The following is an 18,244-nucleotide window of genomic DNA, read 5'->3' as shown; positions in this document are numbered from 1 at the left end:
TCTAATCATTTATCCCTTTAGCGTCAAGAGATAATCTTGCTAACGACCTGATTTAATTATCTTTGGCGTAAAATCTCTGCAATTCAGTTAAGCCTTGCATCAGTACAGGTAACGCTGGGCTAGAGTCTTTCTGACGTTGATAGTTTTCATCAAACAGCTTGAAGTTGCCAAATTTATCAATGAGAGTCGTTTGGGTATCGGTAATCAAAGCTAATTCACGGGCATCACCGGCTAAAATCCACTTCCTTTTGTTTTCATCAAACAAGTTTCTACCACTGCTAAATTCAATGGGGTTGGATGAAGCACCTAACAGATCCTGTAAAAGCGTGACTGAAAAATCTAAGTGACTTGAACGGTGTGAGTATTCCCCTGCCATTTTCCCAGGCCAATGGATGATCATCGGCACTTGTAACTGGTATCGGCTGTAATTGCTGTTAGCACCCCAGCTGTTGGTTTTTGTCTCGTTAAACTCCGCGCCATGATTTGAGGTGATCACAATCAGCGTATTGTCTTGCAATTGTAATTCGTCAATCTTAGTGAGCAGCAGACCTATTTCTTGGTCGGCTGCATTGACCGAGTTATTGTAACCAGCACGCAGGCGATCGCTGGCACTACCTTTACTTGACCGAGGGTCAAAGTCATTAAAGTTGTCAACGGTCGTCAACTCCAAATAGCTGAACCAGGGTTGTTCGGTTTGCTCGGATACCCATTTATGCCAGCGTTGTATAGTTTGGTTATCTGTGCTCGATTTTTGATCAAAAGGAGCTTTAGAGACCGTTAAAGTGCGGAAAATCGTCTCTTCGTATAAGGTGTCGTCAAAATTATCGCCACTAAAGAGGCCAAACTGATAATTCTGTTTTTTCAATACATCTATCAGTATCGGAGGGGTACCTTGTGAACGAATGGCGTTGGCATAACTGCTTGGCAAGCCATAAAACAAGCCAAAGATCCCAAACATGTCATTACTCGAGCTGTAATGATTATTAAACTTCAAATTTTCTGTCGCAAATTGGTAAGTGTTGGGCATGATTTCAGCTGTCAGCACATCACTTCTTAAATTATTGACACTCACTAGCAAAATATTGAGATTATTTGCTCTGCGGCCAAATTGAAGAGGCTCAAGAGGATAACGAACAATGTTAAGGTTCTCTTCATTATCCTTCAAACGCTTTAAGTACACATCACGATCAAATAGACCGTGTTTTTCCATGAACGATTTTGCCGTCATTGGATAGGAGAGCGGGAAGTTTGATTTTTGGCTGGTCACTGATGTTTCTAAATACGCATCAGACCAAACGTAAATAAGGTGGCTGGTAATAAAACTAATGAAAAATACCGCCGCGATGGGCCGGCCAACGTGTTTATGCGATAGTTTTCGCTGCTTACGCCAAACCCACTCCGAAAGCCCAAGTTGTAAGAGGAAAATGAGCGGCATGACCACAAACAGATGCTGTAAGTCGGCGGTGATAGCGCTGGTCTCATCGCTAAAAAGCAGTTCCCATACAATCGGTGTTAAGTGCAGGTTGATTGCTTGATAAGCTTGGGTATCGATTAATAAGAGTGTGAGTCCTAACGTTGCAAAACAGACCGCCACGAAGCGAAATAGTTTGCGCGACGGAATGATGAATGTCAGAGGGAATAAAACCAGCAGATAGAGTGCAAAGACCAAAAATCCAAAATGGCCGACCCAAGACACAGCTAAATAAAACTGCCCCAACAAGGTTTCAGGCCATGGTGATTGTACGATATATCGAGTACCAATAAGCATTGCTGCAATGATATTGAAGAAAGCAAACCAATGCCCCCAACCAACCAACCGTGATACGCGTTCACCGTATGTATTTTCGCTATCTGCCATGTGATTTTCTATCTATGCATTCTATTAGTGAGTAGTAGTTTCTAAAGACGACATCAATGCCTGAGCAAATTTTTCCGCAATCGCCTTACGCTGTGAAGCGGCAACGTTTTGGTTTAAGACATTCGTTGCAATGTTTCCCGCAATCATGAGAGTAAGCTCAGGGGAAGCACTATGTTTAGCGAGGATGGCAGCAACTTCTGTCAGGATATTTTCAATTCTTTCGTCGCTGTATTTAGATGTAATAGGCATAAAGACTCTAATGATGATAGTAAAAGCGGCTTATGATAACCTACAATGCCTTACAACTGAAACCAGAACGATGATAATTTCACTATGAGTCTTCACCTTTCCAACGTGATTTTGCACCAATTAAGCAAAAACGAGCAAGATGAGTTGGTGGTTAAATACCGCTCTCAATCTTTAGATAATGATACGTCTGCCGAAAATTTAGTGGCTGAGTTGCATCGCGTGTTTAATTCGAAAGCGAGCAAAGGTTTTGGTTCGTTTAAGTCGGACAGTGATTTTCAAACTTGGTTGCAAGAACTTCGTCAAGGTGAGCGTGATTTTTACGATTTTTCACAAATCAGTGCTCAACGGCTGAAAGATGAATTATCAAAGTATCCGTTTGCTGATGAAGGGATCTTAGTGATGGCCGAATATCAGTCACTAGCTACCGATTACCTATTTATTGGGCTTTTACCTCTCAACCAAAGTTTGAAAGTAACAGAGGGGCTCGACATTAGCGCGACAGATTATCTTGATATCAACAAAATGGATATCGCGGCGCGTCTTGACCTCTCAAGTTTTGAAACGGACAAAAACTCAAACCGCTACCTTGCCTATATCAAAGGTCGCGTTGGTCGAAAAGTGTCGGATTTCTTTCTTGATTTTCTGCAAGCCGATGTCGGGTTAGATACCAAAGTGCAAAATCAAGTACTGATGCAAGCGGTACAGGATTTTTGCACGGATTCTAAGCTAGAAAAAGATGAAGCGATCGGTTACAAGAAGCAGGTTTACGATTACTGCAATGAGCAAATTAAAGCCGGTGAAGAGGTTCATATTCGTGAGTTGTCTGGTGAATTACCTGCTAGCCAAGACGGCACGGGTTTTTTCGAATATACGCAGGCACATGGCTATGAACTGGAAGAGCGCTTTCCTGGTGATCGTTCTACCGTGCGTAAACTGACCAAGTTTGTCGGTGCAGGGGGCGGTTTGAATGTGAGCTTTGATAGCTTGTTATTGGGGGAGCGTATTTTTTATGATCCTGAAAGCGACACGTTAACCATCAAAGGCACGCCACCGAATTTAAGAGAACAGTTAACGCGCCAGCGTTAATCGTTTACCACTAAGAGAGCTTGATATGGCTCTCTTTTTTGTCTTTTCTCCCGATGTACAACTCAGCACGGTCCAAACTTTAGGTTTATGCTTGTATTAATTACAAGTACAAATTGGTAATCACAGTGTTTGGGCAAAAGAAATCAAAACGATTCAGCGTGAGATCGTATGGAGTGATTCTGTTTGGTTGGTTAATCTCCGTTGGTCTTGTGTTTTGGCAAAGCCATTTAAGCTACCAAGCCATGCATGCGGTGAAAGAGTTACATTACAGTGTTGAAGAACTTAAAAGTTCACTCTATTTTAAAGAGCCTTATCGTTCGACGCGAGCAAATGATATCGCGCTGAATGTGCAGCTACTCTATTCACTTAGGCTACAGCTGGAAGTTGAGCACCGAGATTTTTCATGGCGACCAGATATTCAGCAATTGCTCCATGTGACTGATCGCTATATCACACTGACCAAATCGTATTTGTCGATTGAGCTTAACATTCAACCCTTGGTTGAACGCCTACAAGTGCTGCGCGACAATCCCACTAATTCAGAACAACTCAAGCAAATGTATGTGGTGTTAGGCGCTTATGTATTTGAAGCGATGTTCAGTGACACTGAGCAAAATCCGGGCATCTATCGAGCATTAGATAAACTCTATGTGGATGGGCAATCTTTACCAGCCATTCAGAAAAAAGAGTTAGAGCAGACATTAGCACAAGCGTCTGATTTACTGAATCAATACGCCCAAGGTGCACGTTTGGTCGACAATTTAATCAATCACTCTATTTACAATCAGCTTATCCATGTTGAAAACCAATACCATCGTCTTTTAAACATCTATGCTTATCTTGTCACGGGGTTAAGTGGTGGTGTTATGCTATTGCTGGGTTGGTTGATGTTTCGGTCATCAGTTTTAACTCGTTCTCATGTTAATAAAGTTCCCAGTGCTGCGAAAGAGGATGCGTCATCTGAGATAAATCCCAGTCGTGTTTTGTCTACAGAAGAACCACAGGTGGAAACATCGGATCTTTCTGATGATTTGGCCATCGATATTGAATCCATGCTCATAACTCTCAATGGCGATGTTGAGTCTGTCACTCTACTGTTGAGCGTATTTATACAAGATCATCAGCATGATGCCACTGAATTGAAAAGATTGGTGCATTCTGATTTGGAGGCTGCTCAACGCCGAGCACACAGCCTGAAAGGCGTCGCGGGCAATCTTGGTTGCCGTTCTCTCAAGCAGATAGCGTCAGAAATAGAGTTGCGACTCAGCCAGAAGCAACGACCTACGGAGAAGCAATTGGGGTTATTAACAACGCAATTAGCGGCCGCTATAGCCAGTGCGCAACACTACCTTGATCAAAGAAAACGATAAGCCAGTTCTATCGTATCAGCTTTAAATGGTGATTCTGCTTGTAGTAAAAAAGAGCTCAGTTGAGCTCTTTTTAATGGTTTTTTAGTTCAATGACCTTTGCAATACTCTGCTAGGCTGACTGTTGGTTGAGAACCGGTGCTTGTTCAGCACTGTCTGCTGGTGCAGTAGGTTCACATTTATCAACAAACCAACCCATGTAAGAGGTAAAAATGGTCACCAAAATACAGACAAAGCTTAGCCACATAAAGGGGGCATATGAGAGCGTTGCAACGCCTAGAATGCTCGCCATGTAGATGCCATTATCGCTCCATGGCACCATACCGGAGGTGAGCGTGCCACCAAATTCAGCGTTACGTGATAGGTTCTTACGCTGATAGCCTAAACGGTCATAGTTCTTGGCACAGATTTTAGGGGTCAGGATGAGTGAAACATACATGGCTGAGCCAAAAACGTTGCCCATAAATGCAGTACCAATAGTACTGGTTGCCAGTGAACCTGCGCTTGTCACGCGGCGCTCAAACAGTTTTGCGATGGTTTCAAGCACACCCACTTTATCCAGCAATCCACCAAACCCGAGACCAAAGACAATCACGGCAACAGAACCAAGCATAGAGGACATGCCGCCTCGGTTTAAGATTGAGTCAATGAAGCCAACGCCAGATTCAATATTGTAAGGTGCCCATGCGGTATTGAAAGCTTGCAAGAAGTCTACGTCTTGAATCATCACAGCCCAAATAATGCCCAGCAAAGAACCAAAGCTAATTACAGGAAACGAAGGCATTCTCATCGCAAGCAAGCCGAGTACAATCAGCACTGGCACAAAAGAGTATGGGGTAATGTAAAACTGCTGTTCCATCGCCTCAATCACGCTTTGTACTTGAGACATGTCTACGTTACCCGCATAGTGGAAACCAAATAAGGTAAACATGATACCCGTGATCACGTAGCTGATAAGCGCTATCGGCAGCATACCTTTAATGTGCTCCATCACTTCAACGTTAGACATCGAAGACGCCAGAATAACGGAATCAGATAATGGCGACATTTTGTCACCAAAGTAACAACCTGAAAGTACTGCGCCAGCGGTGATTGGTGCTGGAACGCCAAGACCCTGACCAATCCCCATCATGGCAATCCCCGCGGTACCAGCTGCACCCCATGAGGTTCCAGTTGCTAAAGCGGTGAGAGAACAGATGATCATCGTTGCAAGAAGGAAAATAGAAGGATGGATTGCTTGAAGACCGTAGTAAATGATGGTCGGCACGATCCCGCCGGAGATCCAAGTACCAACTAATGCGCCAACAGCTAAAAGTATCAACACGGCACCTAAACCATTAGAAATACCATTCAGTGCTGCTTTTTCTAATTCTTTATATTGGTGACCTAAACGAACACCGAGCACAATAATGATGAACCAGCCAATGTATAAGGCCAGTTGGATAGGGAGATCGAGTTGAGCTGTAAACGAAAACGCGAGTAACAAAAACAAGCCTAGAGCAATAATTACTTGAATTAAGCTAGGTAGGCGTTGAGGGGCTTGCGTCATAAAAGAGCCTCTTGTCAGATTTATGATCTAAGGACAGAACGGTGCCCTTATTGAGTTCGATCGCACTTTACAATAGTTAGCATAATATATCGACATCAAACACCTCGGATGTGATTTATGTCGTTTAAGTGGTTAATCTTCGATGTTAAATGTTGATAATCGTTAAATTTAATGATTATAAATGTTTTGTAGTGTGGGCTTTTTGTGTAACAGAAACGTGATTATTTAGCGTTTCGTTGATTATTGAATGCTGAATCATAGTGCGGTTGAGTGATTTTTAGGCTTGAATGTGTTTTTTACAAAACAGGCTACGCAGAAAGAAAAAGTTACCACTTTTACTAAGAAAGTCTTGAGATTTTATGCTGAACCACTTATAGATGGAGCAATAAATTTTCATTTTAGATACATGGAGAGTGAGCGCGATGAGAGTAGGTTTAGTGGGTTGGCGTGGTATGGTCGGTTCTGTACTGATGCAGCGTATGGTTGAAGAAAATGACTTTGACTTGATCGAACCGGTTTTCTTTAGCACATCTCAAATTGGTATTCCTGCCCCAACGGTGCCTTCTAAGAAAGGCAATCATCATACAGGGTTACTGCAAGATGCTTACGATATTGATAGCCTCAAACAATTAGATGCCATTATCACTTGTCAAGGTGGTAGCTACACTGAAAAAGTGTATCCAGCACTTCGTCAAGTGGGCTGGAAAGGTTACTGGATTGATGCCGCATCTACTTTACGGATGGATAAACAATCAATCATCACTTTAGATCCAGTTAACTTGACACAAATTCAGCACGGCATCCATTCAGGAACCAATACCTTTGTTGGCGGTAACTGCACAGTCAGTTTAATGCTTATGGCATTAGGCGGCCTTTATGAGAAAGGTTTGGTCGAGTGGATGAGCGCAATGACCTACCAAGCAGCTTCGGGTGCTGGCGCTCAAAATATGCGCGAGTTGATCTCGCAAATGGGAGTAATTAACGATGCGGTGAGCTCTGAATTGGCTAATCCATCGAGCTCAATTCTTGATATTGACAGAAAAGTGGCTGAAACCATGCGATCACCTTCTTTTCCTACCGAGCAGTTTGGTGCACCACTAGCGGGTTCATTAATCCCTTGGATTGACGTCAAACGCGACAATGGTCAAAGCAAAGAAGAGTGGAAAGCGGGCGTTGAAGCTAATAAAATTCTGGGACTTCAATCGTCACCGATCCCGATTGATGGAACCTGTGTTCGTATTGGAGCAATGCGCTGCCACTCACAAGCATTAACCATCAAGCTGAAGAAAAATGTTCCGCTTGATGAAATCGAAGAGATGATCGCTACGCACAATGATTGGGTGAAAGTTATTCCAAACGAGCGCGATATTACCGCACGTGAATTGAGCCCTGCCAAAGTCACTGGCACCTTGTCAGTTCCCGTAGGACGTTTGCGTAAAATGTCTATGGGTGATGATTTCTTAAATGCGTTTACGGTGGGTGACCAATTATTGTGGGGAGCTGCTGAGCCGCTTCGCCGTACTTTGCGGATCATTCTGGCTGAAAAACAGTAAAGATGGATCTCGGTTTAAAACTACCTGAGTAAAAATACAAAAGGGGCGCTTTATGCAAAGCGCCCTTTTTTTATGTTTTTATGCTTTTTGTCTGTAGTAACAGTGACGATGTTAACCGCGGTTATGCAAGGCCAGGAAATAAATTTCTGAGCCCATTGGCAATAAACTCAATACCGAGTGCGCCGAGTATCAAACCCATGATCCGCGTAATCACGTTGATACCCGTTTGACCTAAGAAGCGGACAATATAGGGCGCTGAGCGAAACAGCAGCCAAGAGCTTAAACTAAATAACACCACAGTGATTATAATACCCACGGTATCGAACATGCTTGGGTAGCGAGAGCCATACACTATGGTTGAACTGATGGCACCCGGTCCTGCCATTAAAGGCATAGCGAGTGGCACAACCCCAATTTGTTCACGGCTAATGTATTCAGATTTCTCTTGTTTGTTTTGTTTATCTTCACCCAATTTACCGCTCATCATCGAAAACGCGATGCTCAGCAGCAATAGGCCACCAGCTACTCGAAACGAATCTAAAGAGATACTAAACATATCCAGTAACATCTGCCCAGCAAGCAGTGCGGTAATCAAAATTATTGCCACAGCAATATTCGCTGTAGCCGCCGTTTTGTGTTTCTCTTCTTGCGTCATATGCCCAGTGAGAGAGACAAATATTGGCATAATCCCCACGGGGTTCACAGCGGCTACAAGGCCTAAGAAAAACTGCAGGAAAATGGCTAACTCAAAGGTTTGCATGGCATTTATCTCTAATGGATCATTTCGATGAAATATTACGTGGCTAATGTAAGCGAAAGCAAAGGATAGCACGAATGAAAAAAACTAAAGCGATTGGGGTTTTATTGCTGAGAAAAACTAATTCAATGAAGAAAACGTTTTACAATTGTTTTTCTAATGTATGTGGGTGGTGTTGTTTTTTGCTCAACTGTTAACATCTGCACATTTTTAATAAAATTAGTGCTCCTAGCTGGTGGTAAAAGTGAGAGTCGATATACTCTCAGTAGCACGTAAAATGAGGTGTGTTCATTCATCTATCGCTCAAAAATGAAACTTTTTTACAGATTGTTGTAGTTTTTATAGTTTTCGTTGTTTAAGTAAATGTTTTTTATTCATTTAATTATATATATGTTTTTTGTTTATTTTCAGTGTCTTGTAGGCGATTTTGTAGGGTGTTTACCCCTAATTGGGTAATTAGTTTTTGAGAACTGATCTGAGTCAATTTTTTTCACACTCTGAAATATTATACTCAGTCCTGAAAGCAATTTACTAAGTCTGTCATTGTTTAAGCTGTTGAGAAAAAACAAAAACACAAAGCTGCAAACTTAATAAAGAGTTTTTAACATTTTTCTATTTTTAGGAGATCCATTATGCCTGTAACTAATTTAGCTGAACTTGATGCTCTAGTAGCGCGCGTTAAAGCGGCTCAAGCAGAATTCTCTACTTACTCTCAAGAGCAAGTAGATAAAATTTTCCGCGCAGCATCATTAGCAGCTAACCAAGCTCGTATCCCTCTAGCGCAACAAGCGGTAGCGGAATCAGGCATGGGTATTGTTGAGGATAAAGTAATCAAGAACCACTTTGCGTCTGAGTTCATCTACAACAAATACAAAGATGAAAAAACGTGTGGCATTCTTGAAGAAGATAAAAACCTAGGCACGATGACTATCGCTGAGCCTGTAGGCATCATCTGCGGTATCGTTCCAACCACTAACCCTACTTCTACTGCAATCTTCAAATCTCTCATCTCTTTGAAGACTCGTAACGGTATCATCTTCTCGCCACACCCACGTGCGAAAAATTCAACTAACGATGCAGCTAAACTCGTGTTAGATGCAGCAGTTGCAGCTGGCGCGCCAAAAGATATCATCGGCTGGATTGATCAACCTTCAGTTGAGCTATCTAACGCGCTAATGAAGCACGAAGGTATTGCACTTATCCTTGCAACAGGTGGTCCTGGCATGGTGAAAGCAGCTTACTCGTCAGGTAAACCAGCAATCGGTGTAGGTGCAGGTAACGTTCCAGTTGTAATCGACGAAACGGCAGACATCAAACGTGCAGTTGCTTCTGTTCTTATGTCTAAAACATTCGATAACGGTGTGGTATGTGCTTCTGAGCAAGCGGTTATCGTTATGGACGAAGTGTATGACGAAGTAAAAGAACGTTTCGCGAGCCATAAAGCGCATGTTTTAAGTAAAGCAGACGCAGACAAAGTACGTAAGGTACTGCTTATCGATGGCGCACTAAACGCGAAAATCGTAGGCCAACCAGCAACAGCCATCGCTGAAATGGCGGGCGTTAAAGTTCCAGCAGATACTAAAATCCTTGTCGGTGAAGGTATTGGCGAAGTTTCTTATGACGATGAATTCGCACATGAAAAACTTTCTCCAACACTTGGCATGTTCCGCGCGACTTCTTTCGAGAACGCGGTAGAACAAGCAGTAAGAATGGTAGAAATCGGCGGTATCGGCCACACTTCTGGTCTATACACTAACCAAGACGTTAATGCAGACCGTATCCGTTACTTTGGTGACAAAATGAAGACGGCGCGTATTCTTGTAAACATCCCAACCACTCATGGTGGTATCGGTGACCTTTACAACTTTAACGTTGCACCATCTCTAACGCTAGGTTGTGGTTCTTGGGGTGGTAACTCAATTTCTGAGAACGTAGGTCCTAAGCACCTAATCAACAAGAAAACTGTTGCGAAGCGAGCTGAAAACATGTTGTGGCATAAACTACCTAAGTCAATTTACTTCCGTCGTGGTAGCCTTCCAATCGCTATGAGCGATCTTGAAGGCAAAAAACGCGCATTCCTAGTTACTGACCGTTTCCTATTCAACAACGGTTATGCAGACGACGTAGTGACTCTGCTGAAGTCAAACGGTATGGAAGTTCAAACATTCTTTGATGTAGAAGCTGATCCAACTCTATCTGTCGTAGAGAAAGGCGCTGAAGCAATGAAGAGTTTCCAACCAGACGTGATTCTAGCACTTGGTGGTGGTTCACCAATGGATGCGGCGAAGATCATGTGGGTTATGTATGAGCACCCAGAAACTCACTTTGAAGAGCTTGCAATGCGCTTTATGGATATCCGTAAACGTATCTACAAGTTCCCTAAAATGGGGCAAAAAGCAGAATTGGTTTGTATCACGACTACTTCAGGTACAGGTTCAGAAGTTACACCATTTGCCGTTGTAACAGACGACAAAACAGGTGCTAAATACCCACTAGCGGATTATGAGCTAACACCTAACATGGCTATCGTTGATGCGAACCTTGTGATGAATATGCCTAAGTCTCTAACGGCATTTGGTGGTTACGATGCTGTGACTCACGCTCTTGAAGCCTATGTATCTGTTCTTGCGAACGAATACTCTGATGGTCAAGCTCTACAAGCACTTAAGATGCTGAAAGAGTACCTACCATCAAGCTACAAAAATGGCGCAGCAGACCCAATTGCTCGTGAAAAAGTGCACAATGCAGCGACTATCGCAGGTATTGCTTTTGCTAACGCGTTCTTAGGTGTATGTCACTCTATGGCGCACAAGATCGGTGCTGAGTTCCACATCCCGCACGGCCTTGCTAACGCATTGCTTATCTCTAACGTTGTGCGCTATAACGCGAATGATAACCCAACCAAACAAACTGCGTTCTCTCAATACGACCGTCCACAAGCACGCCGTCGTTACGCTGAAGTGGCTGACCACTTAGGCTTGAGCCAAGCGGGCGACCGTACTGCTCAGAAGATTGAACGTCTACTGACTTGGTTGGAAGAGCTGAAGAAAGATCTCGACATCCCGCTATCTATCCAAGCGGCTGGCGTGAATGAAGCGGATTTCCTCGCAAAAGTTGACGTACTATCAGTTGAAGCGTTTGATGACCAATGTACTGGTGCAAACCCACGCTACCCACTGATTTCTGAGCTAAAAGAAGTACTTCTTGCGGCTTACTATGGTACAGCGTTTGTTGAAGGTGAAACTTTCGAAGGCACTACCGTTATCAAGAAGAAAGATGACCAAAAACCAGCAAAGAAAAAGTAAGCTGAGTTATTGAGAGATTTTCGCTAGCACGAAACAATCTCTATCGGGAAAAGATAAAGCCTCACCGTCTGGTGAGGCTTTTTTTGTATCGAGTAACTTCATCATCAAAGCGTGGATGGGTATCTATCCCCACATGACTAAGATAGCGGCACTTGCGACTAGAACAAGCCCCAGCCCATCTTTAATTTTCACCGATTGTTTTAGCCAAAAAATAGAAATTAACATCGTAAAAAAGATCTCAATTTGGCCTAAAGTTTTTACATAAGGCACGGTTTGAAGAGACATTGCACTGAACCAACCAATAGAACCAAGACAGCTACTTGTGCTGGTTAATAGCGTCAGCTTAGGTCTTACCCATAATTGTTTTAATGAGTTGTTGTCGGTCACCATTAGGTAAATTAGCAGTAATAAAGTCTGCAGTGAAATGACCAACAATAATACCCAAGCAGCACTGTGTGGAAAGGGTAAGCCAAGTGCTAAACTGGCTTCACGTACCCACAATGAAGTGAGCGCAAAGGCACTACCACAACTTAATCCCAGTAAAACAGTTGGCATTGAAAGCTGCTTAATATTGCCGTGCGTGCTCATCAAAAATACACCAATGCCACCAACGATGACGCCAATCCAGCCCAAGCCTGTCAAATGAGTCCCAAAAAAAATCATCCCTAAAATAGCGGCAACTAAGGCTTCGCTTTTGGCTAGTCCAGCACCTACAGCATAGTTATTTAATTTAAAAAGCTTAACCATGAGCGCAGTCGCGACGATTTGCATCAATGACGCGCCGATAATGAAAGCGATAAAGGTCAATGACAATGTAGGTAATTTCGCGGGTATGAAATGATACAAAGTGATGAGATACAGAGCCGCGATAGGGCCAGCCCAAAGAAAGCGGGCAAGGGTAACACCAGTAGTACTGACCTCAGTTGCTAAGCGACTTTGGAATGCATTGCGCCAAGATTGCATGAATGCGGCCAGAAGGGTGAATAAGATCCAAGTCATGAAAGTCCATTTTGAGTGACAAGAAAGAGGCCATGCTATGAGATGCAGAGATATTGGGCAAGCGGAATATAAAAAGGGCTGCGAATGCAGCCCTTTAATGGTATTTAAACTCGGTTCAGAGATTAATACTGTGGTTTAGTCATTGCCGCACCAGCTTGACTTTGCGCTGACTGGCTGCCTGCTGCACGAGTTGCAATTCGTTCAGCATGGAAAGGTGCTGATACGATTTCAATCTCTTTGAGCAACAAAGAGCCTGAGGCTTTGGTCATCGGAGAGAATGCATGCGCTTTGATTGTTTTGGGTAATACGGCTTCAGGTGCCTTAGTTACTGCTTCAACCTTCAATGCTGGTACTTTCTCTGTCGTGGCTTTTTCTTCGACAACGAGCTCAATAGCGGTAGTCTTTTCAATAACAACTTCTGCGATCACTGGCTCTGAAATAACGGCTTCTACAGTGACCGATTCTGTGACTGAAACCGATTCTGTTACCACTGTCGATGGTACTTGAGGTTCAATAGCGTCCTGCAAAGAGACTGTAACAGGTTCTTCAACGACGCTCTGGCTTTCTTCGTGGCGAATAATGACCTTACCCATTGCCATTTCAGGGAAAGCAAAACCACCTAACGTTATCTCAGTATTGTTATCCACGACATCTGCCACTTGTTGAACAGGTTCAACCGCTGCGACTTGCTCTGTTACCGGTGCTTGATACACAGGTTTAGAGAGGTCATAGCGAGGCATCACTTTACCCATTGCCATCTCAGGAGAGGCAACCCCACCTTTGCGTAAACGGAATGGGTTAGGGCGACGATCACGACCACGGCGTCGACGTTGACCACTGGCTCGTAAATGACGAGGGGAGCGGCGATTGCGACGTTGATTTTGATCGTCATTCTCATTGTCGTCGTTTGGTGTAACGACCGATGTCTCAACAGATTGTGCTGTTTCAGCTTTTACGGCTTCAATAACCTCTGCTGCCGGGGTTGTATTGATCAACATTTCAGCTTCTGGTTGTTCTTGAGCGATTGTCTGATCTTTTACACGAACTTGTTTGTTTAACTTACGGCGTTGACGGCGTTCTTTGACTTTTGCCGTTTTCTCTTCCGTTTTCTCTTCATTCGCTGTCAAGGTAACGGCTTGCGCTTCAGCCGCAAGTTGTAGCCCTTGCTCCGCTAACTTTTCAGATTTGCTGTCATCACGCTTGTTGCGGCGCTCTTGTTTTGGCTTGCGAGCTTGTGTCTTACGAGGCTCGTTGGTAGCAACAATTTCTTTGTCTTGTGTTTCTTCAACAAGAGCAGAGGTATTGACAGGTTTACGTTTGTTTCTGTCACGGTTTGCGTTGTCGCGATTAACATTTTCACCGCGTCCGTTACGACGACGTTGGTCATTTCGATCACGACGCTGGCGTGGTGCTTGGCTACGTTCGTTTTCTTGTTTTTGTTGCTCTTCCTCAGTTTTCACCTCTTCCGTGGTGGTTGAGAAGATGCTACCAAGAGCTTTAACGATGCGGCCAAATAGACCTGGTTTGCCTGGTTCAACAGCGATCTCTTTGACTGGAACCGCTACCTCTGCTTTAGGTGTTGGAGCTGGAATAGTTTGTGCTGGAGCAGCAAACCCTTTCAACGCTGGTTCTTCAATGCGTTTTGGTTTGAAATCGATATCTGAGCTTTCTTTGCCTTCTGCTTCTTTCAGTGCTTCTAGTTTCATTGGCACTAAGTAAGAGAGTATTTCTTGCTCTTCCCCTTCACGGACACGGATCACTTCAAAATGAGGCGTTTCCATTTCAGAGTTAGGGACAATGGTGATCTCGACTTCTTGAATGCGTTCAATATGATTGATTGAGCGACGTTTTTCATTGAGTAGATAAGATGCAATAGGAACGGGAACCACCGCCATAACTTGAGCGGTATTATCTTTTAGTGCTTCTTCTTCAATGAGACGTAAAACAGAGAGCGCAAGAGATTCATTATCACGAACCACTCCGGTACCAGAGCAGCGTGGGCAGATATGGTGACTTGCTTCGGCAAGTGATGGGCTCAAGCGCTGACGCGACATTTCTAACAAGCCAAAACGTGAAATTCGGCCAATTTGTACGCGAGCACGATCTAGGCGTACGGCATCGCGTAAACGGTTTTCTACTTCACGTTGGTGACGAACAGGAGTCATATCGATGAAATCGATAACCACTAATCCGCCCAAATCGCGCAGACGTAATTGGCGAGCAATTTCATCGGCTGCTTCTAAGTTGGTGTTAAGCGCCGTCTCTTCAATATCGCCGCCTTTTGTTGCACGAGCAGAGTTGATATCAATTGAGGTCAATGCTTCGGTTGGGTCGATCACAATAGAGCCACCAGAAGGCAAACGCACTTCACGCTGGAAAGCCGATTCGATTTGGCTTTCAATTTGGTAATGGCTAAATAGGGGTACTTCACCGTCGTATTTTTTTACACGACTCACGAAATCAGGACGCACCAAACGAATGTGCTCAAGGGCACGTTCATAAATTGTGTTGCTATCAATTAGAATTTCACCAATGTCACGACGCAGATAATCACGAATTGCGCGTACAATGACGTTGCTCTCTTGGTGAATAAGTAGCGGTGCAGGACGCAAATCTGAAGCCTGTTTGATTGCGCTCCAGTGATTGAGCAAAACGTTTAAGTCCCACTCTAGCTCTTCCGCACTTTTGCCCACACCTGCAGTGCGAACGATAAGGCCCATGCCTTGAGGAAGCTCTAAACTGCTCAATGCGGTTTTTAATTCGGTACGCTCATCGCCTTCGATACGGCGTGAAATACCACCGGCACGAGGATTGTTTGGCATAAGAACTAGGTAGCTACCAGCAAGAGAAATGAAAGTGGTCAACGCAGCGCCTTTGCTGCCTCGTTCTTCCTTTTCAACTTGGACAATAACTTCTTGGCCTTCTTTAAGCGCTTCTTTGATGTTTGGACGGCCTTGGTAAGTGTAGCCATCAGGGAAATATTCGCGGGCAATTTCTTTGAGAGGAAGGAAACCGTGACGTTCAGCGCCGTAATCAACAAATGCAGCTTCTAAACTCGGTTCAACACGGGTGATACGTCCTTTATAGATGTTCGCCTTTTTAGATTCATGCCCTGGACTTTCGATGTCTAGATCAAAAAGTCGTTGGCCATCAACCAGCGCGACACGCAACTCTTCTTTTTGAGTTGCGTTAATTAGCATTCTTTTCATTTAAAAATCTCGTTATCTTTCTTTAGTTTTGATTATTGGACTTGTTGCTGGGTTTCGTTTTCACGGTGCCAGATCCCATGACTAAAAGGTGCAGCCTCCCGGCTGGAGGGGATGCTCTAGGGCACTTCAGTTATCGCACGCACACGATTGCCTGCGATCCGCGTATTGGCGGAAAATACTCAACATGAAATGACGATGAGTAGAGCAACAAGATAGCTTCGCTCAATAGTGTCTTACGCCATGTGCAGCACATTGACGCTTAGCAGTCTACTCACTATTTTGCTCAAAAATGGACGGTAAAGAATAAAAAATCACCGAATCATTCATTGCAGCTGTGAACTATAGCAGTGACAGGTAAACACAGCAATCTGCTTTGTTATGAACAGGTCAAAAAAATGAGAATAGGTCTAAAAGTTAGATGGCTAATTTAATGTTTATCAAAGAGTTTTAGTTGTTAAAGTAAGAATTGTAATGGGTAATATTTAATTTTATCCACAGTCACATTTCAATTGGTGTAATTCTCGCCAATTTGCCATTAAACAGCAGATGAAAATATTCTTTTTTGGGGCGAAGAAAATGTGAATTTAAACAATTTACAGTGGTACAATGGCGCCCATGAGTGAAATTAGAACCCAAGTCCAGCTCATCGATATCGATGAAGATATGGCTGGTCAACGCATTGACAATTTTTTGCGTAACCAATTAAAAAACGTTCCCAAAAGTATGGTTTACCGAATCCTGCGCAAAGGAGAGGTTCGTGTAAATAAAAAACGCATCAAAGCAGAATATAAGTTATCGGCTGGTGATGTGGTGAGAATACCACCAGTGACTCTCGAACAGTCGGATCAAGAGAGCAACACACCCAATACCAAATTGAGTAAAGTCGCCGAGCTAGAACACTGCATTATTTTTGAGGATGAGCACTTACTTATTCTGAATAAACCTTCCGGTACGGCTGTTCATGGTGGGAGTGGTTTGAAATTTGGCGCAATTGAAGCGCTGCGGGCATTGCGCCCAGAAGCTCGCTTTTTGGAATTGGTGCACCGTATCGATCGCGATACGTCGGGCATTTTATTAGTGGCTAAAAAACGCTCCGCGCTGCGCCATCTCCAAGCCCAGTTTAGAGAAAAAACGATTCAAAAATATTACTTTGCTTTAGTTATGGGGCAATGGAAAAGCAGCTGTAAAGTCGTGAATGCGCCACTATTGAAAAATGAAGTGAACAGCATTGTGCGAGTCAATCCAAACGGTAAAGCATCGGAAACGCGCTTTAAGATCCTTGAACAGTTTGCACAAGCAACTTTGGTGCAAGCCAGTCCGATCACTGGCCGTACTCATCAGATCCGCGTTCATACTCAGTATACAGGGCACCCGATTGCGTGGGATGATCGTTATGGTGACCGCCGTTTTGACGCATATACCGCACAGTTTGGCATTGACCGATTATTCTTACACGCGGCCAATATTCGTTTTATTCACCCTTCGACAGAGGCGTTAATGGACATTAATGCACCACTCGATACTCAACTAGAGCAAGCATTAGTCAAATTGAGAAACGCTTAAGGCCAGCTTTCATTCGCTAACGAGTAGAAACATAGTAGAAACATAAAGTAATGGTCGAAGTCATGGTATAAAAGTGAGCGCGGATCAAGGCGCTCACTGTTAATCATTATCCTAAAACGGTAATGCCTTGAGACTCAAGCATTGAGACTAGCTTAATTAATGGTAGCCCAACCAAACTATTAGGGTCATCACCTTCTAAACGTTCAAAAAGTACAATGCCTAGGCCCTCACACATAAAGCTGCCTGCGCACTGTAGTGGCTGTTCTTTTGCCACGTAAGCCGTCACCATCTCGCTAGATAAAGAGCGAAAATGAACCGTGAAGGGTTCTACGGTGACCATGCATTGACCAGAGACTGAGTTGTAAACCGCAAGCCCAGTATAAAAAGTGATGGCTTTTCCACTTTGTCTGAGTAACTGCTTAATGGCTTGTTCTTGAGTATGAGGTTTGCCAATAATCTCACCGTCAATCACGCAAACTTGATCAGAACCGATGACTAAACTGGGTTGGTTTGGATGGCAAGATCTTGCTTTCGTTTCAGCTAAACGAGTCACCAGATCTTGTGCGGGCTCACCAGGTAACGGAGTTTCGTCGCAATTAGGCGAGCAGGTAACAAAAGGTAGATCCAGCTTTTTAAGTAATTGCTGCCGAAACGGCGAAGTAGATGCTAAAACTAGTTGGTAATTTTGCATTTTGATTTAGAATTGCTGCGAATTTTACCGCAGCATATATCAATCAGACATGCTGTAC

The 18,244-nt window shown here is 43.7% G+C and carries 12 protein-coding genes; 5 read left to right on the top strand and 7 right to left on the bottom strand.

Annotation, left to right across the window (positions count from 1 at the left end; translation table 11 throughout):
• Positions 1–52: 52 nt before the first annotated feature.
• Entirely contained in the window at positions 53–1,858 is a 1,806-nt protein-coding gene (locus AACT23_RS11410; protein ID WP_013856391.1) for a DUF3413 domain-containing protein, read from the bottom strand.
• A gap of 24 nt (positions 1,859–1,882) precedes the next feature.
• The gene (locus tag AACT23_RS11405; RefSeq protein ID WP_013856392.1) at positions 1,883–2,107 is read right to left on the bottom strand and encodes a YejL family protein; all 225 of its coding nucleotides are present in this window, start codon (positions 2,105–2,107) and stop codon (positions 1,883–1,885) included.
• An 84-nt stretch (positions 2,108–2,191) separates the two neighbouring features.
• On the opposite strand from AACT23_RS11405, the gene yejK reads away from it, so the two are divergent.
• The gene (gene yejK / locus AACT23_RS11400) at positions 2,192–3,193 is read left to right on the top strand and encodes a nucleoid-associated protein YejK (RefSeq protein WP_017048539.1); all 1,002 of its coding nucleotides are present in this window, start codon (positions 2,192–2,194) and stop codon (positions 3,191–3,193) included.
• 173 nt (positions 3,194–3,366) lie between these two features.
• Positions 3,367–4,563: an Hpt domain-containing protein gene (locus tag AACT23_RS11395; RefSeq protein WP_017048540.1), complete on the top strand. Its 1,197-nt coding sequence runs from the start codon at positions 3,367–3,369 to the stop codon at positions 4,561–4,563.
• Between the two features lie 109 nt (positions 4,564–4,672).
• Here AACT23_RS11395 and nhaC read toward each other — a convergent pair whose 3' ends face one another.
• Entirely contained in the window at positions 4,673–6,109 is a 1,437-nt protein-coding gene (gene nhaC / locus AACT23_RS11390; protein ID WP_017048541.1) for a Na+/H+ antiporter NhaC, read from the bottom strand.
• Between the two features lie 422 nt (positions 6,110–6,531).
• Between nhaC and asd the strand changes: the two genes are divergently transcribed.
• The gene (asd, locus tag AACT23_RS11385) at positions 6,532–7,662 is read left to right on the top strand and encodes an aspartate-semialdehyde dehydrogenase (protein ID WP_029189775.1); all 1,131 of its coding nucleotides are present in this window, start codon (positions 6,532–6,534) and stop codon (positions 7,660–7,662) included.
• A gap of 121 nt (positions 7,663–7,783) precedes the next feature.
• Here the strand turns inward: asd and AACT23_RS11380 are convergent, their stop codons facing one another.
• Positions 7,784–8,422: a YchE family NAAT transporter gene (locus tag AACT23_RS11380; RefSeq protein WP_010318853.1), complete on the bottom strand. Its 639-nt coding sequence runs from the start codon at positions 8,420–8,422 to the stop codon at positions 7,784–7,786.
• A 629-nt stretch (positions 8,423–9,051) separates the two neighbouring features.
• On the opposite strand from AACT23_RS11380, the gene adhE reads away from it, so the two are divergent.
• Entirely contained in the window at positions 9,052–11,724 is a 2,673-nt protein-coding gene (gene adhE / locus AACT23_RS11375) for a bifunctional acetaldehyde-CoA/alcohol dehydrogenase (protein WP_013856398.1), read from the top strand.
• 123 nt (positions 11,725–11,847) lie between these two features.
• Here adhE and AACT23_RS11370 read toward each other — a convergent pair whose 3' ends face one another.
• The gene (locus tag AACT23_RS11370) at positions 11,848–12,723 is read right to left on the bottom strand and encodes a DMT family transporter (RefSeq protein ID WP_094128979.1); all 876 of its coding nucleotides are present in this window, start codon (positions 12,721–12,723) and stop codon (positions 11,848–11,850) included.
• Between the two features lie 122 nt (positions 12,724–12,845).
• Positions 12,846–15,932 (bottom strand): ribonuclease E, encoded by a 3,087-nt coding sequence (gene rne / locus AACT23_RS11365; RefSeq protein WP_094128977.1) that lies wholly within the window; start codon positions 15,930–15,932, stop codon positions 12,846–12,848.
• A 615-nt stretch (positions 15,933–16,547) separates the two neighbouring features.
• On the opposite strand from rne, the gene rluC reads away from it, so the two are divergent.
• The gene (gene rluC / locus AACT23_RS11360; protein ID WP_029189776.1) at positions 16,548–17,495 is read left to right on the top strand and encodes a 23S rRNA pseudouridine(955/2504/2580) synthase RluC; all 948 of its coding nucleotides are present in this window, start codon (positions 16,548–16,550) and stop codon (positions 17,493–17,495) included.
• Positions 17,496–17,601: 106 nt separating this feature from the next.
• Here the strand turns inward: rluC and AACT23_RS11355 are convergent, their stop codons facing one another.
• Positions 17,602–18,186, bottom strand: coding sequence for a Maf family protein (locus tag AACT23_RS11355; protein WP_094128974.1), 585 nt, complete (start codon positions 18,184–18,186; stop codon positions 17,602–17,604).
• Positions 18,187–18,244: the final 58 nt, after the last annotated feature.

The sequence above is a fragment of the Vibrio sp. V09_P4A23P171 genome, assembly GCF_963875615.1.
Taxonomy (GTDB): Bacteria; Pseudomonadota; Gammaproteobacteria; order Enterobacterales; family Vibrionaceae; genus Vibrio; species Vibrio anguillarum.
The sequence above is the reverse complement of the archived record's forward strand: the minus strand, read 5'-3'. Positions and strand labels throughout refer to the sequence as shown.

Excerpts from the sequence above, each read along its gene's own strand:
- AACT23_RS11410 (WP_013856391.1), bottom strand. The coding sequence starts at position 1,858 with ATGGCAGATAGCGAAAATACATACGGTGAACGCGTATCACGGTTGGTT.
- AACT23_RS11405 (WP_013856392.1), bottom strand. The coding sequence starts at position 2,107 with ATGCCTATTACATCTAAATACAGCGACGAAAGAATTGAAAATATCCTG.
- yejK (WP_017048539.1), top strand. The coding sequence starts at position 2,192 with ATGAGTCTTCACCTTTCCAACGTGATTTTGCACCAATTAAGCAAAAAC.
- nhaC (WP_017048541.1), bottom strand. The coding sequence starts at position 6,109 with ATGACGCAAGCCCCTCAACGCCTACCTAGCTTAATTCAAGTAATTATT.
- asd (WP_029189775.1), top strand. The coding sequence starts at position 6,532 with ATGAGAGTAGGTTTAGTGGGTTGGCGTGGTATGGTCGGTTCTGTACTG.
- AACT23_RS11380 (WP_010318853.1), bottom strand. The coding sequence starts at position 8,422 with ATGCAAACCTTTGAGTTAGCCATTTTCCTGCAGTTTTTCTTAGGCCTT.
- adhE (WP_013856398.1), top strand. The coding sequence starts at position 9,052 with ATGCCTGTAACTAATTTAGCTGAACTTGATGCTCTAGTAGCGCGCGTT.
- AACT23_RS11370 (WP_094128979.1), bottom strand. The coding sequence starts at position 12,723 with ATGACTTGGATCTTATTCACCCTTCTGGCCGCATTCATGCAATCTTGG.
- rne (WP_094128977.1), bottom strand. The coding sequence starts at position 15,932 with ATGAAAAGAATGCTAATTAACGCAACTCAAAAAGAAGAGTTGCGTGTC.
- rluC (WP_029189776.1), top strand. The coding sequence starts at position 16,548 with ATGAGTGAAATTAGAACCCAAGTCCAGCTCATCGATATCGATGAAGAT.
- AACT23_RS11355 (WP_094128974.1), bottom strand. The coding sequence starts at position 18,186 with ATGCAAAATTACCAACTAGTTTTAGCATCTACTTCGCCGTTTCGGCAG.